General features: G+C 68.1%; 11 protein-coding genes. 6 read left to right on the top strand and 5 right to left on the bottom strand.

From position 1 onward, the window contains the following. Positions 1-6: 6 nt before the first annotated feature. From pgaA to BT264_RS06420, 5 genes are all read right to left on the bottom strand, one after another. On the bottom strand, positions 7-2,334 hold the full coding sequence (pgaA, locus tag BT264_RS06435; protein ID WP_072436542.1) for a poly-beta-1,6 N-acetyl-D-glucosamine export porin PgaA: 2,328 nt from the start codon (positions 2,332-2,334) through the stop codon (positions 7-9). 103 nt (positions 2,335-2,437) lie between these two features. Further along, positions 2,438-3,220 carry a hypothetical protein gene (locus tag BT264_RS06430; protein ID WP_072436543.1) on the bottom strand — a complete coding sequence of 261 codons (783 nt, stop codon included), beginning with the start codon at positions 3,218-3,220 and terminating at the stop codon, positions 2,438-2,440. A 63-nt stretch (positions 3,221-3,283) separates the two neighbouring features. Further along, positions 3,284-3,694 (bottom strand): hypothetical protein, encoded by a 411-nt coding sequence (locus BT264_RS06425; RefSeq protein WP_072436544.1) that lies wholly within the window; start codon positions 3,692-3,694, stop codon positions 3,284-3,286. Positions 3,695-4,194: 500 nt separating this feature from the next. Continuing rightward, on the bottom strand, positions 4,195-4,398 hold the full coding sequence (locus BT264_RS37910; RefSeq protein ID WP_143155682.1) for a hypothetical protein: 204 nt from the start codon (positions 4,396-4,398) through the stop codon (positions 4,195-4,197). 16 nt (positions 4,399-4,414) lie between these two features. After that, positions 4,415-5,410: a LysR substrate-binding domain-containing protein gene (locus tag BT264_RS06420; protein ID WP_072436545.1), complete on the bottom strand. Its 996-nt coding sequence runs from the start codon at positions 5,408-5,410 to the stop codon at positions 4,415-4,417. Between the two features lie 612 nt (positions 5,411-6,022). On the opposite strand from BT264_RS06420, the gene BT264_RS06410 reads away from it, so the two are divergent. The 6 genes from BT264_RS06410 (at position 6,023) to BT264_RS06385 (ending at position 16,834) form a co-directional block, all read left to right on the top strand. Then, positions 6,023-7,438, top strand: coding sequence for a circularly permuted type 2 ATP-grasp protein (locus tag BT264_RS06410; protein ID WP_072436546.1), 1,416 nt, complete (start codon positions 6,023-6,025; stop codon positions 7,436-7,438). A 64-nt stretch (positions 7,439-7,502) separates the two neighbouring features. After that, positions 7,503-8,444 (top strand): alpha-E domain-containing protein, encoded by a 942-nt coding sequence (locus BT264_RS06405; RefSeq protein WP_072436547.1) that lies wholly within the window; start codon positions 7,503-7,505, stop codon positions 8,442-8,444. A gap of 8 nt (positions 8,445-8,452) precedes the next feature. Continuing rightward, entirely contained in the window at positions 8,453-9,442 is a 990-nt protein-coding gene (locus BT264_RS06400) for a transglutaminase family protein (RefSeq protein WP_072436548.1), read from the top strand. A 93-nt stretch (positions 9,443-9,535) separates the two neighbouring features. Next, a complete protein-coding gene (locus BT264_RS06395; protein WP_072436549.1) occupies positions 9,536-12,967 on the top strand; it encodes a transglutaminase family protein in 3,432 nt (1,143 codons plus the stop codon). Between the two features lie 214 nt (positions 12,968-13,181). Next, on the top strand, positions 13,182-15,788 hold the full coding sequence (locus tag BT264_RS06390; RefSeq protein WP_072436550.1) for a circularly permuted type 2 ATP-grasp protein: 2,607 nt from the start codon (positions 13,182-13,184) through the stop codon (positions 15,786-15,788). Beyond that, a complete protein-coding gene (locus tag BT264_RS06385; RefSeq protein ID WP_072436551.1) occupies positions 15,782-16,834 on the top strand; it encodes a transglutaminase family protein in 1,053 nt (350 codons plus the stop codon). Before BT264_RS06390 ends, BT264_RS06385 begins: the two co-directional genes overlap by 7 nt. Positions 16,835-16,997 lie beyond the last annotated feature (163 nt).

Genomic DNA, 16,997 nt, shown 5'->3' with positions numbered 1-16,997 from the left:
TCCTTTCTAAAACGGCAGGTTGAGCGACAGGAAGCCGGTTTCGGAACGCTCGCGCTGGCCGTCGTATGCGTGGCTGCTGACCTCGACGCCGTAGGTCAGCGTGATGTCGTGCTTGAACGTCCACGTGTGCGCGAGGCGGGCGCTCCACAGCGGACTGGTGCCGAAGCCGCGCTCGTTGTACACGCCGCCGGACGCCGACAGACGCTGCTGCAACGACATGTCGCCCTTCTTCCACAGCGTCAGCTGATGCATGACGGTCGCCGCGGCCGCGTAGTCGCGGCCCGGGCTGAAGTAGGGCGCGTCCCGCCGCGTGTTGCTGTCGGTGCCGAGATTCAGCGATACGTTGACGAGCTGGTTCGCGGACGTGTACACGCGCTGCGTACCCGTCGCTGAAATCTCCTGGTGCAGGTTCGAATCGCTGTAGCGGCTCACGCCGTAGCTCAGCTGGACTTCGCGGCGGTCGTTCTGGCGATACACGACCTCGACGTGCGCCGAGCGGCCCCAGATGTGCGCGAGATACGCCTTCCACGGCAGCGAGTTGTCGTTGGAATCGAGCGCGCCGCTGACCGTCCAGTAATCGTTGAGGTTGTACGTGATGGAGCCGCGGCCGCCCGTGCGCCCGTCGCTGCCGAACGAGCGCGTGACTTCGCCCAGGATCGTGAGCGGCCCGTGCCGGTAGTCGCCGCCGACACCCGTGCGCGTGCGGCTGACGCTGCCGGCGTCGGTTTGCGCATGGCCGAAGAACGTGTGGGAAAACACGCGCCAGTTGTCGCCGAACGGTTGCGAATACACATAGCTGTCCGACGAGAAGCTGTTGTCGGCCAGTGCGCTGTTGCCGTGCTCGAAGCTCAGGTCGGTCGTGAACAGGGGGCTGCGGTACGCGTTGTAGTCGCGCTTGAACGCGCGCACGGAGCCGCTGTCCGGGAACGTGTTGCCGAAGGTCTGGTCGACGCTCTTCGCGGTCGCGTAGTCGTCGGCCGTCAGCGATGCGCGGCCGAGCCCCGCGAGCATTTCCACGTTGTCCGGGTGGTCGGTCAGCGACGCGCGATACATCGCGATCGCCTGGCGCGGATGCGACTGGCCCGATACGGCGTCGGCGTGCGCGGCGCGGACCTCGGCATTGAACGGCACTTCCTTCTCGAGCTTTTCCAGCGCGGCGATCCCTTCTTCAACCCGGCCCGTGTAGATCAGGTATTGCGCCTGCAGCCGGTAGTAGCGCAGGTAGTCGTCGTTTTCCGGCCCCCAGGTCCGCACCTGGTTGGCCGGCGGCAGCGATTTGCCCATGTCGTCGAGCACCCGGCTCGCGTCCGCCGCGCGTGCCTGGTCGACGTACGACCAGAACAGTCCCTCGCGCAATTCGATCGGGCGCGTGCGCGCGCCGTACAGGAAGCCGCGCGTCGCACGGTCCGTCGGCGATGCGGTCGCCTGCGACAGCGCGCGCTGGTACACGGCGTTGGCCTTGCCCGGTTCGCTCAGGTACAGGTACGCGTCGCCGACGGCCGCCAGCGCGTCGATCGAGATTTCCGCATCCGGCGGAATCGTCTCGAACGTCGCGACGGCCGTCTTCATTTCGCCGCGCGCGGCGTAGGCGATCGTCCGGTCGCCGGCGAGCGCCGTCCTGACCTGCGAATACTCGGGCGTGGCCGGCATCCGCTTGTCGAGGTCGTCCGCGGCGCGCAATGCGCTGTCGAGCCCGTCGAAGCGGTCGGCGCTCGTCATCGAGCGCGACTTGTCGCGTCCGCCGCGCACCTGCTGGCGAATCGACAGTTCCTCGAGCTGCGCGAGATCGACGGCGGAGAAGACGTCGGGGCGGGCTTTCGCTTCCTCCAGCGCCATGACCGCGCCGCCGCTCGACGCGAGCCCGAACACGTCGTTGCGGACGGTGGACGGATCGGCGGTGCGGAGGTCGGGCATCTGCGCGTTCGGGGTTTCCGCGTCGGGGATCTGGGCGCCTGGCGGTTGGGTACCCGATGGTTGGGCACCCGGCGCCTGCGCATTCGGCATCGGCGCGCCGGGTGTCTGCGGTGTCGGCGTCTGGGCAGCGGGCGCCTGGGCATTCGGCATCTGGGCACTCGCGGCCTGCGCGATCGGGGTCGGCGCATTCGGCGGTGGCGCGTCCGGCGCGAGCGTGCCCGGTGTCGGCGCGCCCGGCGGCTTCGGATCCGGCGCACCGCTGGTCCCGGCGATTTCGCCGACGCTGCCCGGTTCCGTGTCGCCTTCGGCGGAGAAGCAGGGGCCGGACGCGACGAGCAGCAACACGAGCGGCGCATGCAGGAGGATCCGCCGGCTGGACGGGGCGACGGTGGTGCATTGTTGTTTACGATTGTTGGCCACGGTATGTCCTCACTTCGAAACGATCACATCGGTTGCCCCCGACGATGCACGCCGCCGCTCGCCGTGCGGCCGGGCAGCGAGGGCCCGGCCATGCGGAACCGGCTCACAGACGGTTGCGGATCGCCTGCCCGAGCAGCGAGCGCGATTCGCTGTTGGTCGGGTCGATCGCGAGCGCCCGGCTCGCGTTTTGTTCCACACAGTTCCATTCGTCGATCTGCGCGCACCAGCGCGCCTTTGCCAGCGCGCGGGCGCCTTCCAGTTCCGCGTGCGTGACGCTTGCCGGCTGCATCCGTGCCGTGTCGGTGCTGTACGACTGCGGTTTCGGCGCGAAGTCCATGCGCTTTCTCGTGCCCGCCAGCGTCTCGGTTCGCGGTGCGCGATGCGCATCGCCGAGCCGTGCGTTGGCGCGGTCGTGGGCCGGCGCGGCATGCGTATTCGCCGCGAGTTTCACGGGCGGCGCGTGCGACGGTTGGCGGTGTTTCGCGGCGGTGCGGGACGCTGCCCGCGGCGCGGCTTCCGGTTCGGCCGCGAGCTTGACGGGCGGCGCTGCAGCAGCGGACGGCGCCGGTGGCGCGGGCGGAGTGGCCGGTGCGATCGTCGGCGCCGGCCCGGGGGCGGCCGATGTTCCGGACACGCCTGACGCACCGGTTGCGCGGGACGTCGCGGCCACGATCGCGTTGCGGTATTTCCCGACGGCGGTTGCGATCACGCCGGAGAGGTCGTGCGTCACGCTCGCATGGCCGAGCGCCGTGTCCCGCTCGGCATACGCGAAGATGCCGAAGATCGTGGCAAACGCGACGAAGCTGAGTGCGGCGTTCTTGCCGGGACCCCAGGATGGTTTCGACTGGCGGGCCGGCGGGTCGTCCGGTCGTTCTGCGCGAGCCATTCAATGCTCCTAGATTCGATACGCTGCGGTGAATGACATTGTCGGAGCGGGTTCAGGCGGCGTTCACCATCGCAATTGCGTGGTGAGTACGCCCGTTTCGACGATCGCGAACTGCGTGGCGCCCTGATAGGTCCCTTCGACCCGGTAGCTCGCCTCGGGCACGCTGAACAGGCAGCGCGATCCCGATGCGTTGAATTCGACGAGCACGCGGCCGTGTCGCCTCAGGCGCACCTGTACGTTGGCAAGCGGTTGCCCGGTCCGGGCTGACGCGAACGACACGCCGAGGTTGTACGGACGGCCGTCGGGGGGGAGCGGCGCCGTACCGTCGATTTGTGCATCGCCGCAGATATACGAAATCACATAGCGGCCTGAGCCGGAACCGGACGCGGGTGTCTGGGCCGTGGCATTCAGGCAGAGCGCGGATACGACGACGCTCAGGAAAGGGCGAGCATGTTGTCGAAACGAGGAAGACATTGCAACCTCCCGTCCGGAATCAATGGCAGCGCATTCATTCCGAGTCTCCGAGTCAAATTTGCCAGCGTTCTTTTTGCGACATGCTATTGATACACGATGGATTTTGAATCAACAACCGCGTGTGGCTTGAATGGAACGGCGCTGAAAGATATTATCTAAACAGGATTTCGACAGATTTGTATGACCTGCTTGCCACTGAAGAAAGTCGATATTGCCAGATATGAATATTGCTTTCGGTACGGATGATCGAGCACACATTGAATCAAGTCGGAGGTATCGAAATTCGTACCGAAAAATAACGACTGATAAAAGAAAGTTTTGCGCCTGTGTTCGAGGCGAATCAGTGAATTTCAGACACAGGTTACGCGATTTTAAATGGGGCGAGACGTCTTTTTTGATATTCGTTTCGTTACATGCAAATAGAAACTTTTTATTTGTTCTGTAACAGGGTATTTCTGATATTAAAATAAGAGGAGATATTCGGGATCGGTGCGATGGGCTTAAAAAATACTATTTTGAATCGCAAACGTTTGCATTTTCTTTGATATCGATTCCGGGCCTGAAAAAATGATTTCGCGAGTTGCGGCGGGATTGCCGATTGCTGCAGGAAAGGAGGCGCGTTCGATATGAAGCGGCGCGACCCACAGGCACGCGGACACCGCATTGCCCGGGATCGCACCCGCGCTCGCGCCGTTGACGCGCACGGCGCGGACGCGAATGTCAGCGGCTGCCGCCCGCGCTTCGCCGCGCGATGCGCATCGCCGGCGCGGCCGCTTGCTCGGCACCGCTCGCGCCTTCGGCCGCCGTGCGCGGCCGGTTCATGATGTAGGTCCACAGCTGCTCGGCCGCGAGCCCGCGCTTGCGCGCGGATCGATACAGGCGGATTTCGAGTTCGGTGATCCAGTCCCCGGAGCCCGCGCACACGAGCGTGCCCTCCGCGAGTTCCTTCTCGACGCAGCTTTCGGGCAGCCAGCCGATCCCGTGCCCGGCCACGACCATGCCCTTCAATGCCTCGGACATATGCGTCTCGAAGCACCGGTGCAGCACATACGGCTCGGTCGCATTCAGCAGCAGCATCTCGACGATGTTCCCGAGAAACGCGCCCGACGAATACGCGAGCAGCGGCAGCGGGGCATCGGGCGTGCCCGGCAGCTGGAACACGGGCTTGCCGCGCGCGTCGGGCGTCGACACCGGCAGGATCCGCTCGACGCCGAGGCTGACGAACGGGAAGTGGTTCGGGTCGAGCACGATCGGCAACTGCGGATGGTGATAGCCGAGCAGCAGGTCGCATTCGCCTTCGACGAGCTGCTGCACGCCTTCCGGCACGTTCACCGCGTTCACGCGCGCGGTCACGTGGCCGACCTCGCCGTTGAGCTGCTTGAGCCATTCGGGAAACAGCGTGAAGACGAGCGTATGCGCGACGGCAAAACGCACGACCTGGTCGCTGGCCGCGAACTGGTCATAGCCGTTCACGAGATTGCGCGCCGCATACATGCTGCGCAGGATGTCCGCGGCGAGCCCGCGGAACATCTGTCCGGCCGGCGTCAGCGTGATCGGGTTGATGCTCCGGTCGACCAGCTTCGCGTCCATCCAGGTTTCGAGTGCGGCGATTCGTCTGCTGAATGCAGACTGCGTCAGGTGCCGGTTACGCGCGGCACGGGAAAAGCTCTTGGTATCCGCAAGGCTCAGGAAATCTTCCAGCCACTTTGCTTCCATTTCGATCTTCGCTTTTTATAGTCGGGCGCCGGGAGGGCGGCGGCGGCGCCGCTTCGCTGCAACAATTTTCTAGCGTACCGCGCCTCGCGCCGGTCGTCCCGATGTTTTTTTTCGATGGGTGTCAGTCGAAATATGCATGGGCGTTGTCGGCGGGATTACGGCTGCATAGCGTTGAGGTGCCGGACCCGGCTAACCGGTTAGTTCATCGCGTCGAACTGCCGGTGCGGCCGCAGACGGTACTTCCCCGGGCCGGCCGCGCGGTGCGCGTGCCGGCCCGCCTTCCCGCCCTTAGGTTCAGGCGGCCGGCGATCCGGCGGCCGGCGCTTCGGCGCTCCGGGTGGCTGTCTTTTTGTGCAGTGCAGATTGCACATTCGTGACACGCGGGAGAACTATGTTCGGCAGACGCGGCGCAGCATCGGCCGTGCGCGATCGCGGCGCATCGATGCCGCCATCGGCGTCGCGCGCTGCACCGTAATGGTGCGGCAGGCCGCGCGGGCATGCCCGGCTCGGCGCAAAAGGGGGGATATCGCAAGGCACGGTCCTTGCAGAGTAGTCATTACGCCGGTCCGGCATGCGCAATGCCGGGGAAAACGATCGATGGAGAAAAGATCGATGAAGCCATTCGATGAAATGCTGCAATCCGGCGACATGGTAAGGGCGCCTTACGCGCGCCTGAAGCAATGGCTCGACACGCAGAATCCCGCGAGCCTCGCCCAGAAAGCCCACGACGCGGAGGGCGTGTTCCGCAGGACGGGCATCACGTTCGCCGTCTACGGCGACGCGGAGGCCGCCGAGCGGCTGATTCCGTTCGATATCGTCCCGCGCATCATCTCGGGTTCGGAATGGAGCCGGCTGTCGCTCGGCATCGAGCAGCGCGTGATGGCGCTCAACGCATTCCTCGACGACATCTACCACCGCCAGGAGATCGTCCGCGCGGGCATCGTGCCGAAGCACCTGATCGCGCACAACGAAGCGTTCATTCCGGAGATGATCGACTTCCGGCCGCCCGGCAACGTTTACACGCACATCATCGGCGTCGACATCGTGCGCACCGGCGAGAACGAGTTCTACGTGCTCGAGGACAACGCGCGCACGCCGTCCGGCGTGTCGTACATGCTGGAAAACCGCGAGACGATGATGCAGCTCTTCCCGGAGCTGTTCCAGCAGGTGAAGGTGCGCCCGGTCGAGACCTATCCGCAGATGCTGCGCCAGTCGCTCGCGGCCGTGTGCCCGCCGGGCGGCAACGCCGACAACCCGACCATCGCCGTGCTGACGCCCGGCATCCACAATTCCGCGTACTACGAACATTCGTTCCTCGCCGACCAGATGGGCGTGCACCTCGTCGAGGGCAGCGACCTGCAGGTGATCGACGGCCGCGTCGCGATGCGCACGACCGAAGGCTTCCAGCCGATCGACGTGCTGTACCGGCGCGTCGACGACGCGTTCCTCGATCCGCTCACGTTCCGCCCCGATTCGGTGCTCGGCGTCGCGGGGATCATGGACGTCTACCGCGCGGGCAACATCACGATCGCGAACGCGCCCGGCACCGGCATCGCCGACGACAAGGCGATCTACTCGTACATGCCGGAGATCGTCGAGTTCTACACGGGCCGCAAGGCGCTGCTGGAGAACGTGCCGACCTGGCGCTGCGGCGATGCGGACAGCCTGAAATACGTGCTCGAGCATCTGGACGAACTGGTCGTGAAGGAAGTGCACGGCTCGGGCGGCTACGGGATGCTCGTCGGGCCGTGCGCGTCGAAGGCCGAGATCGAGGCGTTTTCCGCGAAGCTGCGCGCGCGGCCCGCGAACTACATCGCGCAACCGACGCTGGCGTTGTCCACGACGCCGATCCTGACCGAAGCCGGCCTCGCGCCGCGCCACGTCGATCTGCGGCCGTTCGTGCTGGTGTCGGACCGGATCCGCATCACGCCGGGCGGGCTTACACGCGTCGCGCTGAAGGAGGGCTCGCTCGTCGTCAACTCGAGCCAGGGCGGCGGCACCAAGGACACCTGGGTGCTGGCCGACTGAGCCGGACACGACCGCGCGCGCCGGAGCCGGCGCGCCAACCGAACGAAGACGGAGTGGACACGAGATGCTTCTGGGACGTACTGCAAGCGGTCTCTACTGGATGTACCGCTATATCGAGCGCGCGGAGAACATCGCGCGCATCGTCGATGCCGGGCTGCGGATGGCGCTCACGCGCACGTCCGACGCGCCGGCCGAATGGTCGTCGGTGCTCGTCAGCTCGGGCGCCGACGACGGCTACCGGCAGAAATACGATGCGTATGCGGCCGATACCGTGACCGACTACCTGCTGCGCGACCGCGACAACCCGTCGAGCGTGCTGTCGTGCATCGAGGCCGCGCGCTCGAACGCGCGGATGGTGCGCACGGCGCTCACGCGCGAGGCGTGGGAGAGCGTGAACGGCGCGTGGCTCGCGCTGCGTCGCGCATTCGAGCGGCCGGTGCCGGAAAGCGAGCTGCCGGCGGTGCTTGACGCGGTGAAGCGCGAAACCGCGCTGATCCTCGGCAGCTTCTACAGCACGATGCTGCGCAACGAGATCTTCGATTTCGCGCAGATCGGCGCGTTCGTCGAGCGCGCGGACAACACCGCGCGGATCATCGACGTGAAGTACCACCTGCTGCTGCCGTCGGTGTCGCACGTGGGCACGATCCTCGACAACTACCAGTGGGAAACGATCCTGCGCTGCGTGGCCGCGCACCGTTCGTACCGCTGGGTGTACGACGTGCAGTACAAGCCGATGAACATCGCCGACTACCTGATCCTGAACGGCCGCATGCCGCGTTCGCTGCGTTATTGCTACGGGCGCGTCGTGTCGAGCCTGAACCTGCTCGCGAAGGATTACGGCGTGACACACCCGTGTCACGACACGGCCGCGAAGATCCTGCAGATGCTGTCCGATACCTCGGTCGAGCGGATCTTCAAGAGCGGCCTGCACGAGTTCCTGACCGACTTCATCGGCCGCAACAACAGCCTCGGGCTCGAAATCGCCCAGGCCTACAACTTCGACTGAGGCTTGCCATGCGACTCGCCATCCGACACATTTCGCGTTATCAGTTCGACGATCAAGCCACCCATGCGCTGCAACGGCTGAGGCTGCGCCCGCAGTCCGGGCCCGGGCAGACGGTGCGCGCGTGGCAGGTCACGATCGACGGCGTCGAGCCGACGCTGTCGTACGCCGACGGGCTCGGCAACCGGATCGACCTCGTGCGTCACGACCGCGGCGCGAAGGCCGAGATCGTCGTCGTCGCGGCAGGCGTCGTCGAGACGCAGGACCGCGCGGGCATTCTCGGCAATCCAGAAGGTTATGCGCCGCCGTGGATCTTCGAGCGCGAGACTGCGCTCACGAAGGCGGGCGACACCGTGCGCGCGCTCGCGCAGGCGCTGCCGATCGAGCCGTACGGCCTCGACGCATTGCACTGGCTGATGACGGAAGTGCACGGCCGCATCGCGTACGCGCCGAACCTGGCCGCCGACGCGCCCGTCGATGCGGAAACCGCGCTGCAAAGCGGCGAGGGCACGAGCCGCGACCATGCGCACGCGTTCATCGCGGCCGCGCGCGCGCTGAAGATTCCCGCCCGCTATATCTCGGGCTACGTGCTCGCCGACAGCGCGATGCAGCGCATCGCCGACGCGAAGCAGAACGCGGGCGACGACGAAGACGAGGAAGCGCTCGCGTTGCAGAGCGGCGAGGGCATGCAGCAGGTGCTCGGGGCGTCGCATGCCGCGCAGTCGCAGTCGCAATCGCAGGGCCAGTCGCAGGCGGCGCTCGGCGCGCAGCCGCAAGCCGCCGCGCTGATGCAGCAGCCGGCCGGCCATGCATGGGCCGAGGCCTATGTCGAAGGGCTCGGCTGGGTCGGGTTCGATCCGTTCATGAACCGCTGCCCGGACGAGCGCTACGTGCGCATCGCGGTCGGCCTCGACTATCGCGACGCGCAGCCGGTGACGGGGCTCGGCGCGACGGCCGTCGGCGTCGAGATCAGCGTCGTGCAGACGCCCGAACTCGTCTGACCGGACGCGCGCTTTCGCCGCATCCGCCATGCCGGGCCGCCGCGTCGACAGCGACGCGGCGCGCGCGGCCGATCCAACCCGAATCGAGCTCCCATGTCCATCCACGTCGCGCTGCATCACACCACCCGCTACCGTTACGACCGGCTCGTCAACCTCGGCCCGCAGGTCGTGCGGCTGCGGCCCGCGCCGCACTGCCGGACGCCGATCCTCGCGTATTCGATGACGGTCGAGCCCGCGCAGCACTTCATCAACTGGCAGCAGGACCCGTTCTCGAACTATCTCGCGCGGCTCGTGTTTCCGGAGCGCACCGAGTCCTTCGAGATCACGATCGATCTCGTCGCCGAGATGTCGGTGTACAACCCGTTCGACTTCTTCCTGGAAGCGAGCGCGGAGCAATATCCGTTCAACTATGACGACGCGCTGAAGACCGAGCTCGCGCCGTATCTCGCATGCGATCCGCAGACGAGTGCGTCGCCGCTGTTCCGCGCGTATGTCGACAGCGTCGACCGCACGCCGGCCGGCACCGTGAACTTCCTCGTCGCGCTGAACCAGCAGCTTCAGCACGACATCGGCTACCTCGTCCGGATGGAGCCGGGCGTACAGACGCCCGAACAGACGCTGAAACTCGCATCCGGCTCGTGCCGCGACAGCGCGTGGCTGCTCGTGCAGCTTTGCCGCCATCTCGGCATCGCCGCGCGCTTCGTGTCGGGCTACCTGATCCAGCTCACGCCCGACGTGAAATCGCTCGACGGCCCGAGCGGCACGTCGGTCGACTTCACCGACCTGCACGCGTGGTGCGAGGTCTACCTGCCCGGTGCCGGCTGGATCGGCTTCGATCCGACGTCGGGCCTGCTTGCCGGCGAAGGGCATATCCCGCTCGCGTGCACGCCGCAGCCGACCAGCGCGGCGCCGGTCGAAGGGCTGATCGACGAATGCGAGGTGTCGTTCGAGCACGAGATGGCCGTGACGCGCGTGTACGAATCGCCGCGCGTGACGAAGCCGTATACGGAGTCGCAGTGGGATGCCGTGCGCACGCTCGGCACGCAGGTCGACGGCGCGCTGGCGGCCGGCGACGTGCGGCTCACGCAGGGCGGCGAGCCGACCTTCGTGTCGATCGACGATCGCGACGGCGCCGAATGGAACACCGATGCGCTCGGCCCGACCAAGCGAGGCTACGCGACCGAGCTCGTGCAGCGGCTGCGCGCCGAATACGGCGACGGCGGCTTCCTGCATTTCGGGCAGGGCAAGTGGTACCCGGGCGAGCAACTGCCGCGCTGGGCGCTGTCGATCTTCTGGCGCGCGGACGGCCAGCCGGTATGGCACGATCCGTCGCTGTTCGCCGACGAGCGCGAGCCGTCCGCGTATACGACCGACGACGCGAAGCGCTTCATCGACGCGCTGGCCGCGCGGCTGAACCTGACCGACGAATTCATCCGCCCCGGCTACGAGGACGTCTGGTATTACCTGTGGCGCGAACGCCGGCTGCCCGTCAACGTCGATCCGTTCGACTCGCGCCTCGACGACGAGCTCGAACGCGCGCGGCTGCGCAAGGTGTTCGAGCAGCAGCTCGACAGCGTGGTCGGCTACGTGCTGCCGGTCAAGCGTACGGACGACGAGCGGGGCCGCCATCGGCCGGGCCTCGACGGGCCGCGCTGGCAGACGGGCCCGTGGTTTTTCCGCGACGAGCGGATGTACCTCGTGCCCGGCGATTCGCCGATGGGCTATCGGCTGCCGCTCGATTCGCTGCCGTGGGCCGCCCGCGCCGACCATCCGTACCTGGTCGAGCGCGATCCGTTCGCGCCGCGCGCCGCGCTGCCGGAAGCCGCCGCCATCCGCGCGCGCTACGCCGGCCCGGCCGACGCGCCGCGCTACCTGTCCGGCGTGCATCGCGAAGCGTCCGCGCAGACCGTGATGCAATGGCGCGGCGACGACACGGCCAGCGGGCGGCATGCCGCGCATGCGCACGACCCGCAGCGCCGGCCCGAGCGCTTCGAATCGGCCGCGTGGATCACGCGCACCGCGCTGTGCGTCGAAGTGCGCAAAGGCATCCTGTACCTGTTCATGCCGCCGCTCGCCGCGCTCGAGGATTATCTCGAACTGCTCGGCGCGATCGAGCTGACCGCGCACGCACTCGGCGTGAAGCTCGTGCTCGAAGGTTATCCGCCGCCGCGCGACGCACGGCTGAAGCTGCTGCAGGTGACGCCCGATCCCGGCGTGATCGAGGTGAACATCCATCCGGCCGCGAGCTTCGACGAGCTCGTCGACCATACCGAATTCCTGTACGACGCCGCATGGCAGTCGCGGCTCAGCAGCGAGAAGTTCATGGTCGACGGCCGTCACGTCGGCACGGGCGGCGGCAACCACTTCGTGCTCGGCGGTGCGACGCCGGCCGACAGCCCGTTCCTGCGCCGCCCGGACCTGCTTGCGAGCCTGATCTCGTACTGGCACAACCATCCGTCGCTGTCGTACCTGTTCTCCGGGCTTTTCATCGGGCCGACGAGCCAGGCGCCGCGCGTCGACGAGGCCCGCAACGACCAGCTCTACGAACTGGACATCGCGTTCGCCGAGATCCAGCGCAACAAGCTGCTCTACGGGCAGGACATGCCGCCGTGGCTCGTCGACCGCGTGCTGCGCAACCTGCTGATCGACGTGACGGGCAACACGCACCGCAGCGAGTTCTGCATCGACAAGCTGTATTCGCCCGATTCGTCGACCGGGCGGCTCGGCCTGCTCGAACTGCGTGCGTTCGAGATGCCGCCGCATGCGCGGATGAGCATCGTGCAGCAATTGCTGCTGCGCGCGCTGGTCGCGCGCTTCTGGGCCGCGCCGTACACGACGCCGCTTACGCGCTGGGGCACCGCGCTGCACGATCGCTTCATGCTGCCCGCATTCCTTCAGATGGATTTCGACGACGTGCTGGCCGAACTGCGCGACGCCGGTTTCGCGTTCGATCCGGCGTGGTTCGCGCCGCACTTCGAATTCCGCTTCCCGCTGTTCGGCCGGATCGCGGTGAACGGGATGCAGCTGTCGCTGCGCGGCGCGCTGGAGCCGTGGCACGTGATGGGCGAGGAGGGCGCGCCCGGCGGCACGGTGCGCTACGTCGATTCGTCGGTCGAACGGCTCGAAGTGCGCGTGACGGGGCTGAACGACAACCGGCACGTCGTGACGGTCAACGGCCGCGCGCTGCCGCTGCAGCCGACCGGCACCGTCGGCGAATACGTCGCGGGCGTGCGTTACAAGGCGTGGTCGCCGCCGTCGGCGCTGCACCCGACCATCGGCGTGCACGCGCCGCTCACGTTCGACATCGTCGATACGTGGCTGCAGCGCTCGCTCGGCGGCTGTCGTTATCACGTCGCGCATCCGGGCGGGCGCAACTACGCGACGTTCCCCGTCAATGCGTACGAGGCCGAGAGCCGCCGGCTCGCGCGCTTCGTCGAGATGGGGCACACGCCGGGGCGGATGAGCGCGTCGGCTGCCGCGCCGAGCCGCGAATTCCCGTTCACGCTCGACCTGCGGCGGCCGTGACCGGCCGATGACGGGGCTGACGACGATGCGCGGTTCGCGACTTTCCGGCGCGCCGGCCGATCGCGGCCGCGCCGGAATGCTAGGATGCGGGCAGATTGCGGCCGCGCGCCGCGGCCCGCCGCCCGTGCGGCGGCGTGCATGCGCGGCCGCGCCCTGACGACGAAACGACACCGTGCAGCCCATTCACTCCGACCATCTCGCCGACCCCGACGCGATGCCCACGCTATTCGATACCGGCGCGCAGCCGGACGCCGCCGAACTGGCCGCCGCGCTCGCGGCGCCGGCGGCCGCCGGCCGTTACGACGAACTGCGCGGCAGCGCGGCCGGCCTGAACGCGCCTGCGCTCGCGCCCGCATGGCGCAGTTTCTTCACATTGATCGGCAGCGACGGCGTGGCCGACCTCGATCGCCGTGCCGACGCGCTGCACCGGCGCATGCGCGAGAACGGCCTGTTCTACCAGTTGCACGAGCAGCGCGCCGGCGACGGCGCGGCCGGCCCGTGGTCGCTCGACCTGCTGCCGCTGATCGTCACGCCCGAGGACTGGGTCGCGATCGAGCGCGGCGTGCTGCAGCGCGTGCGGCTGCTCAACGCGACGATGGCCGACCTGTACGGGCCGCAGACGATCCTGCAGCGCGGGCTGCTGCCGCCCGCGCTCGTGACCGGCCATCCGGGCTACCTGCGCGCGATGCGCGGTGCGCGCGTGCCGGGCGATACATGGCTGCACGTCGTCGCGTTCGATCTTGCACGCGGCCCGGACGGGCAGTGGCGGATCGTCGCGCAGCACACGCAGGGCGCGGCCGGGCTCGGCTATCTGCTCGAAAACCGGCTGATCGTGTCGCGGCTCTTTCCGCGCGGGTTTCGCGGGCTGCGCGTGCAGCGGCTCGCGTCCGCGTACCGCGCGCTGCTGCAGAGCATGCAGGCGCTCAGCCCGGCCGCCAGGAATTCGCGGATCGTGCTGCTGACGCCGGGGCCGCACAGCGCGACGTATTTCGAGCATGCGTATCTCGCGCGCTACCTCGGCCTCACGCTCGTCGAGGGCGGCGACCTGACCGCGCGCGACAACCGCGTATTCCTGAAGACGCTGCGCGGGCTCGAACCCGTGCACGGCATCCTGCGGCGCGTCGACGACGCGTGGCTCGATCCGCTCGAACTGCGGCCCGATTCGATGCTCGGCGTGCCGGGGCTGCTGCAGGCCGTGCGCGCGGGCAACGTGCTGCTCGCGAACGCGCCGGGCTCGGGTTTCCTCGAATCGCCGGCCATGCTCGGCTTCATGCCGCGTCTCGCGGAAGGCCTGCTCGGCGAAACGCTGACGCTGCCGGCCGTGCATTCGTGGTGGTGCGGCGAGGCGGCCGCGTGCGACGACGCGCTGCCGCAGCTCGCGCGCTGCATCGTGAGGGCGTCGTATCCGGCCGACGTGCAGGCGGGCGGCCCGTTCGACCCGGTGATCGGCGCGCGGCTCACGCAGGCGCAGCTTGCCGACTGGCGCGCGCGGATACTCGCGCGGCCCGAACACTACACGGTGCAGGCCGACCTGCCGCTGTCGCAGGCGCCGACCTGGCCGGGGCACGGCACGCCCGACGGCAACGGCGGCGCGCGCATCGTGCCGAAGCCGCTGCTGCTGCGCGTGTTCGCGCTCGCCGACGGCGCGCAGCGCTGGCGGCTCCTGCCGGGCGGGCTGTCGCGGGTCGGCACGCGCGACACGCTGTTCAACGCGCCGATGCCGCACGGCGGCAGCACCGTCGATACGTGGGTGATGACCGAAGGCATCGTCGATTCGACGACGCTGCTGCAAACGCATCTCGGCCCGGACGACCTCGTCGAGCGGCCGCGCGCGATCGCGAGCCGCGCGGCCGAGAACCTGTTCTGGCTCGGCCGCTACACCGAGCGCGCGACCAACCTGATGCGCCTCGCGCGCGCCGCGCTCGAACGGCTGCGCGGCGAGGACGACGTCGACAGCCCCGCGCACCTGGAACTGCTCGACACGCTGTGCCGCGACACGGGCCTGATCGCGGCCGACGCGCCGAACGCCGTCGATGCGCCGCGCGGGTTCCTGCACGCGCTCGCGACGTCGCTGACGCGCGGCGCGGATCGCACCTCGGGAATCGCATCATGCCTGTTCGGGATGCGCGGCGCCGCCGCCGCGATTCGCGAACGGCTGTCGAGCGATCAGTGGCGGTTGATCGACGACGCGACGCAACTGTTCGCGGACAGCGCCGACCATCCGGAAGCCGACGAGCAGATCGGCAACGAGGCACTGCAGCTGCTGGAGCGCCTCGGCCTGCTGCTCGGCGCGATCACGGGCGCGCAGACCGACCACATGACGCGCGACGACGGCTGGCGGCTGCTGTCGATCGGCCGGCAGATCGACCGGCTGGACTTTCTGTGCAGCGTGCTGAAGTTCGCGTTCGACGAAGGCGCCGTGTACCGGCAGGACGGCTTCGAGCTCGTGCTGGAGCTGTTCGACAGCACGATCACGTTCCGCTCGCGGTTCCAGCGCGGCTTCGACGTCGCGCCGCTGCTGTCGCTCGTCGTGCTCGATACCGACAACCCGCGCTCGCTCGGCTGGGTCGTGCAGGCGCTGCGCGGCCGGCTGGCCAAGGTCGAGCGCAGCGAAGGTTATGCGCTGTCCGAGCTGGCCGAGACGATTCCGGACGTGCCCGCATGGTCGCTGCACGAGCTGTGCGAAACCGCCGACGGCGGCCGGCATGACAAGCTGCTCGGCATGCTCGACGCGACGGCGAAGGCGGTCTGGGAACTGTCGAACCGGATCGGCGAGCGTTATTTCAGCCACGTGCGCGAGGCGGGCAGGACGCTATGGTGACGACGAAAGGCACGACGAAAACGCCGCCGGGTTCCGGAAACGGGCGACAGGCAGCGGTGCCGGCCGCGCCTGCCGCACCGGCCGCACCGGCCGCCATTGCGCCCGGCCGGTTGCTGCGCGTCACGCACGATACCGAATACCGGTACGCGGCGCGCGTCGAATCGGCGCAGCACCAGGCGCGCCTGCAACCGCTCGCGACGCCGCGCCAGCAGGTGCTGTCGTTCTCGCTCGACATCAACCCCGCGCCGGAATCGATCTGCACGGAGATCGACGCATTCGGCAACGCGCGCGCATCGTTCGCGCTGAACCAGCCGCACGACGCGCTGCTCGTGCGCAGCCGCAGCACGGTGCGCGTGACGCCGCCCGTGTGGTCGCTCGGTGCGCGCGGCGAGCCGCCGCCCGCGATCGCTCGTCCCGACGGAAAACACGCGACTGCATGGGAAGCCGTGCGCGACCGCTTGCGGTTCCGCGCGGGGCAGCCTTACGACGCGGCGAGCGAATTCGTGTTTGCTTCGCCGCACGTCGCGTGCGACGCCGAACTCGCCGCGTATGCGGCCGCGAGCTTCACGCCGCAGCGGCCGCTCGTGCAGGCCGCATGGGACCTGATGCGGCGCGTGCACGCCGACTTTGCGTACACGCCGAACAGCACCGACATCACGACGTCGGCACTCGATGCGCTGCGATTGCGCAAGGGGGTCTGCCAGGACTTCGCGCACGTGATGATCGGCGCACTGCGCTCGCTCGGGCTGGCCGCGCGTTACGTGAGCGGCTATCTGCTCACGCAGCCGCCGCCCGGGCAGCCGCGGCTGATCGGCGCCGACGCGTCGCATGCGTGGGTCGAGGTGTACGACCCGGCGTGGCCCGAGGACAACGGCTGGCTGCAGCTCGATCCGACCAACGACCGCGCGCCGGGCGACGACTACGTGATGCTGTCGATCGGCCGCGACTATGCGGACGTGACGCCGCTGCGCGGCGTGATTCGCGGCGGCGGCGCGGATCAGGAGCTGAAGGTCGGCGTGACGGTCGAGCCGCTCGACGCGCCGTGATGTCGCGCGATGCCGCCCGCCCGGGCGATTCGCCGTTTAAGTCTTCGTTAATTCTGCACGCCTAGCATGATCCTGCCGGCGAACGGATCGAGCCTCGGTCCGGCACCGGCGGCACGCGCGGGTGCGTCGACGTCACGGCGCCGCGCCGTCGCGCCTCGCCATT

The organism is Burkholderia sp. NFPP32 (assembly GCF_900119325.1).
Taxonomy (GTDB): Bacteria; Pseudomonadota; Gammaproteobacteria; order Burkholderiales; family Burkholderiaceae; genus Burkholderia; species Burkholderia pyrrocinia_C.
The sequence above is the reverse complement of the archived record's forward strand: the minus strand, read 5'-3'. Positions and strand labels throughout refer to the sequence as shown.

Excerpts from the sequence above, each read along its gene's own strand:
- BT264_RS06430 (WP_072436543.1), bottom strand. The coding sequence starts at position 3,220 with ATGGCTCGCGCAGAACGACCGGACGACCCGCCGGCCCGCCAGTCGAAA.
- BT264_RS06425 (WP_072436544.1), bottom strand. The coding sequence starts at position 3,694 with ATGTCTTCCTCGTTTCGACAACATGCTCGCCCTTTCCTGAGCGTCGTC.
- BT264_RS06420 (WP_072436545.1), bottom strand. The coding sequence starts at position 5,410 with ATGGAAGCAAAGTGGCTGGAAGATTTCCTGAGCCTTGCGGATACCAAG.
- BT264_RS06410 (WP_072436546.1), top strand. The coding sequence starts at position 6,023 with ATGAAGCCATTCGATGAAATGCTGCAATCCGGCGACATGGTAAGGGCG.
- BT264_RS06405 (WP_072436547.1), top strand. The coding sequence starts at position 7,503 with ATGCTTCTGGGACGTACTGCAAGCGGTCTCTACTGGATGTACCGCTAT.
- BT264_RS06400 (WP_072436548.1), top strand. The coding sequence starts at position 8,453 with ATGCGACTCGCCATCCGACACATTTCGCGTTATCAGTTCGACGATCAA.
- BT264_RS06395 (WP_072436549.1), top strand. The coding sequence starts at position 9,536 with ATGTCCATCCACGTCGCGCTGCATCACACCACCCGCTACCGTTACGAC.
- BT264_RS06390 (WP_072436550.1), top strand. The coding sequence starts at position 13,182 with ATGCCCACGCTATTCGATACCGGCGCGCAGCCGGACGCCGCCGAACTG.
- BT264_RS06385 (WP_072436551.1), top strand. The coding sequence starts at position 15,782 with ATGGTGACGACGAAAGGCACGACGAAAACGCCGCCGGGTTCCGGAAAC.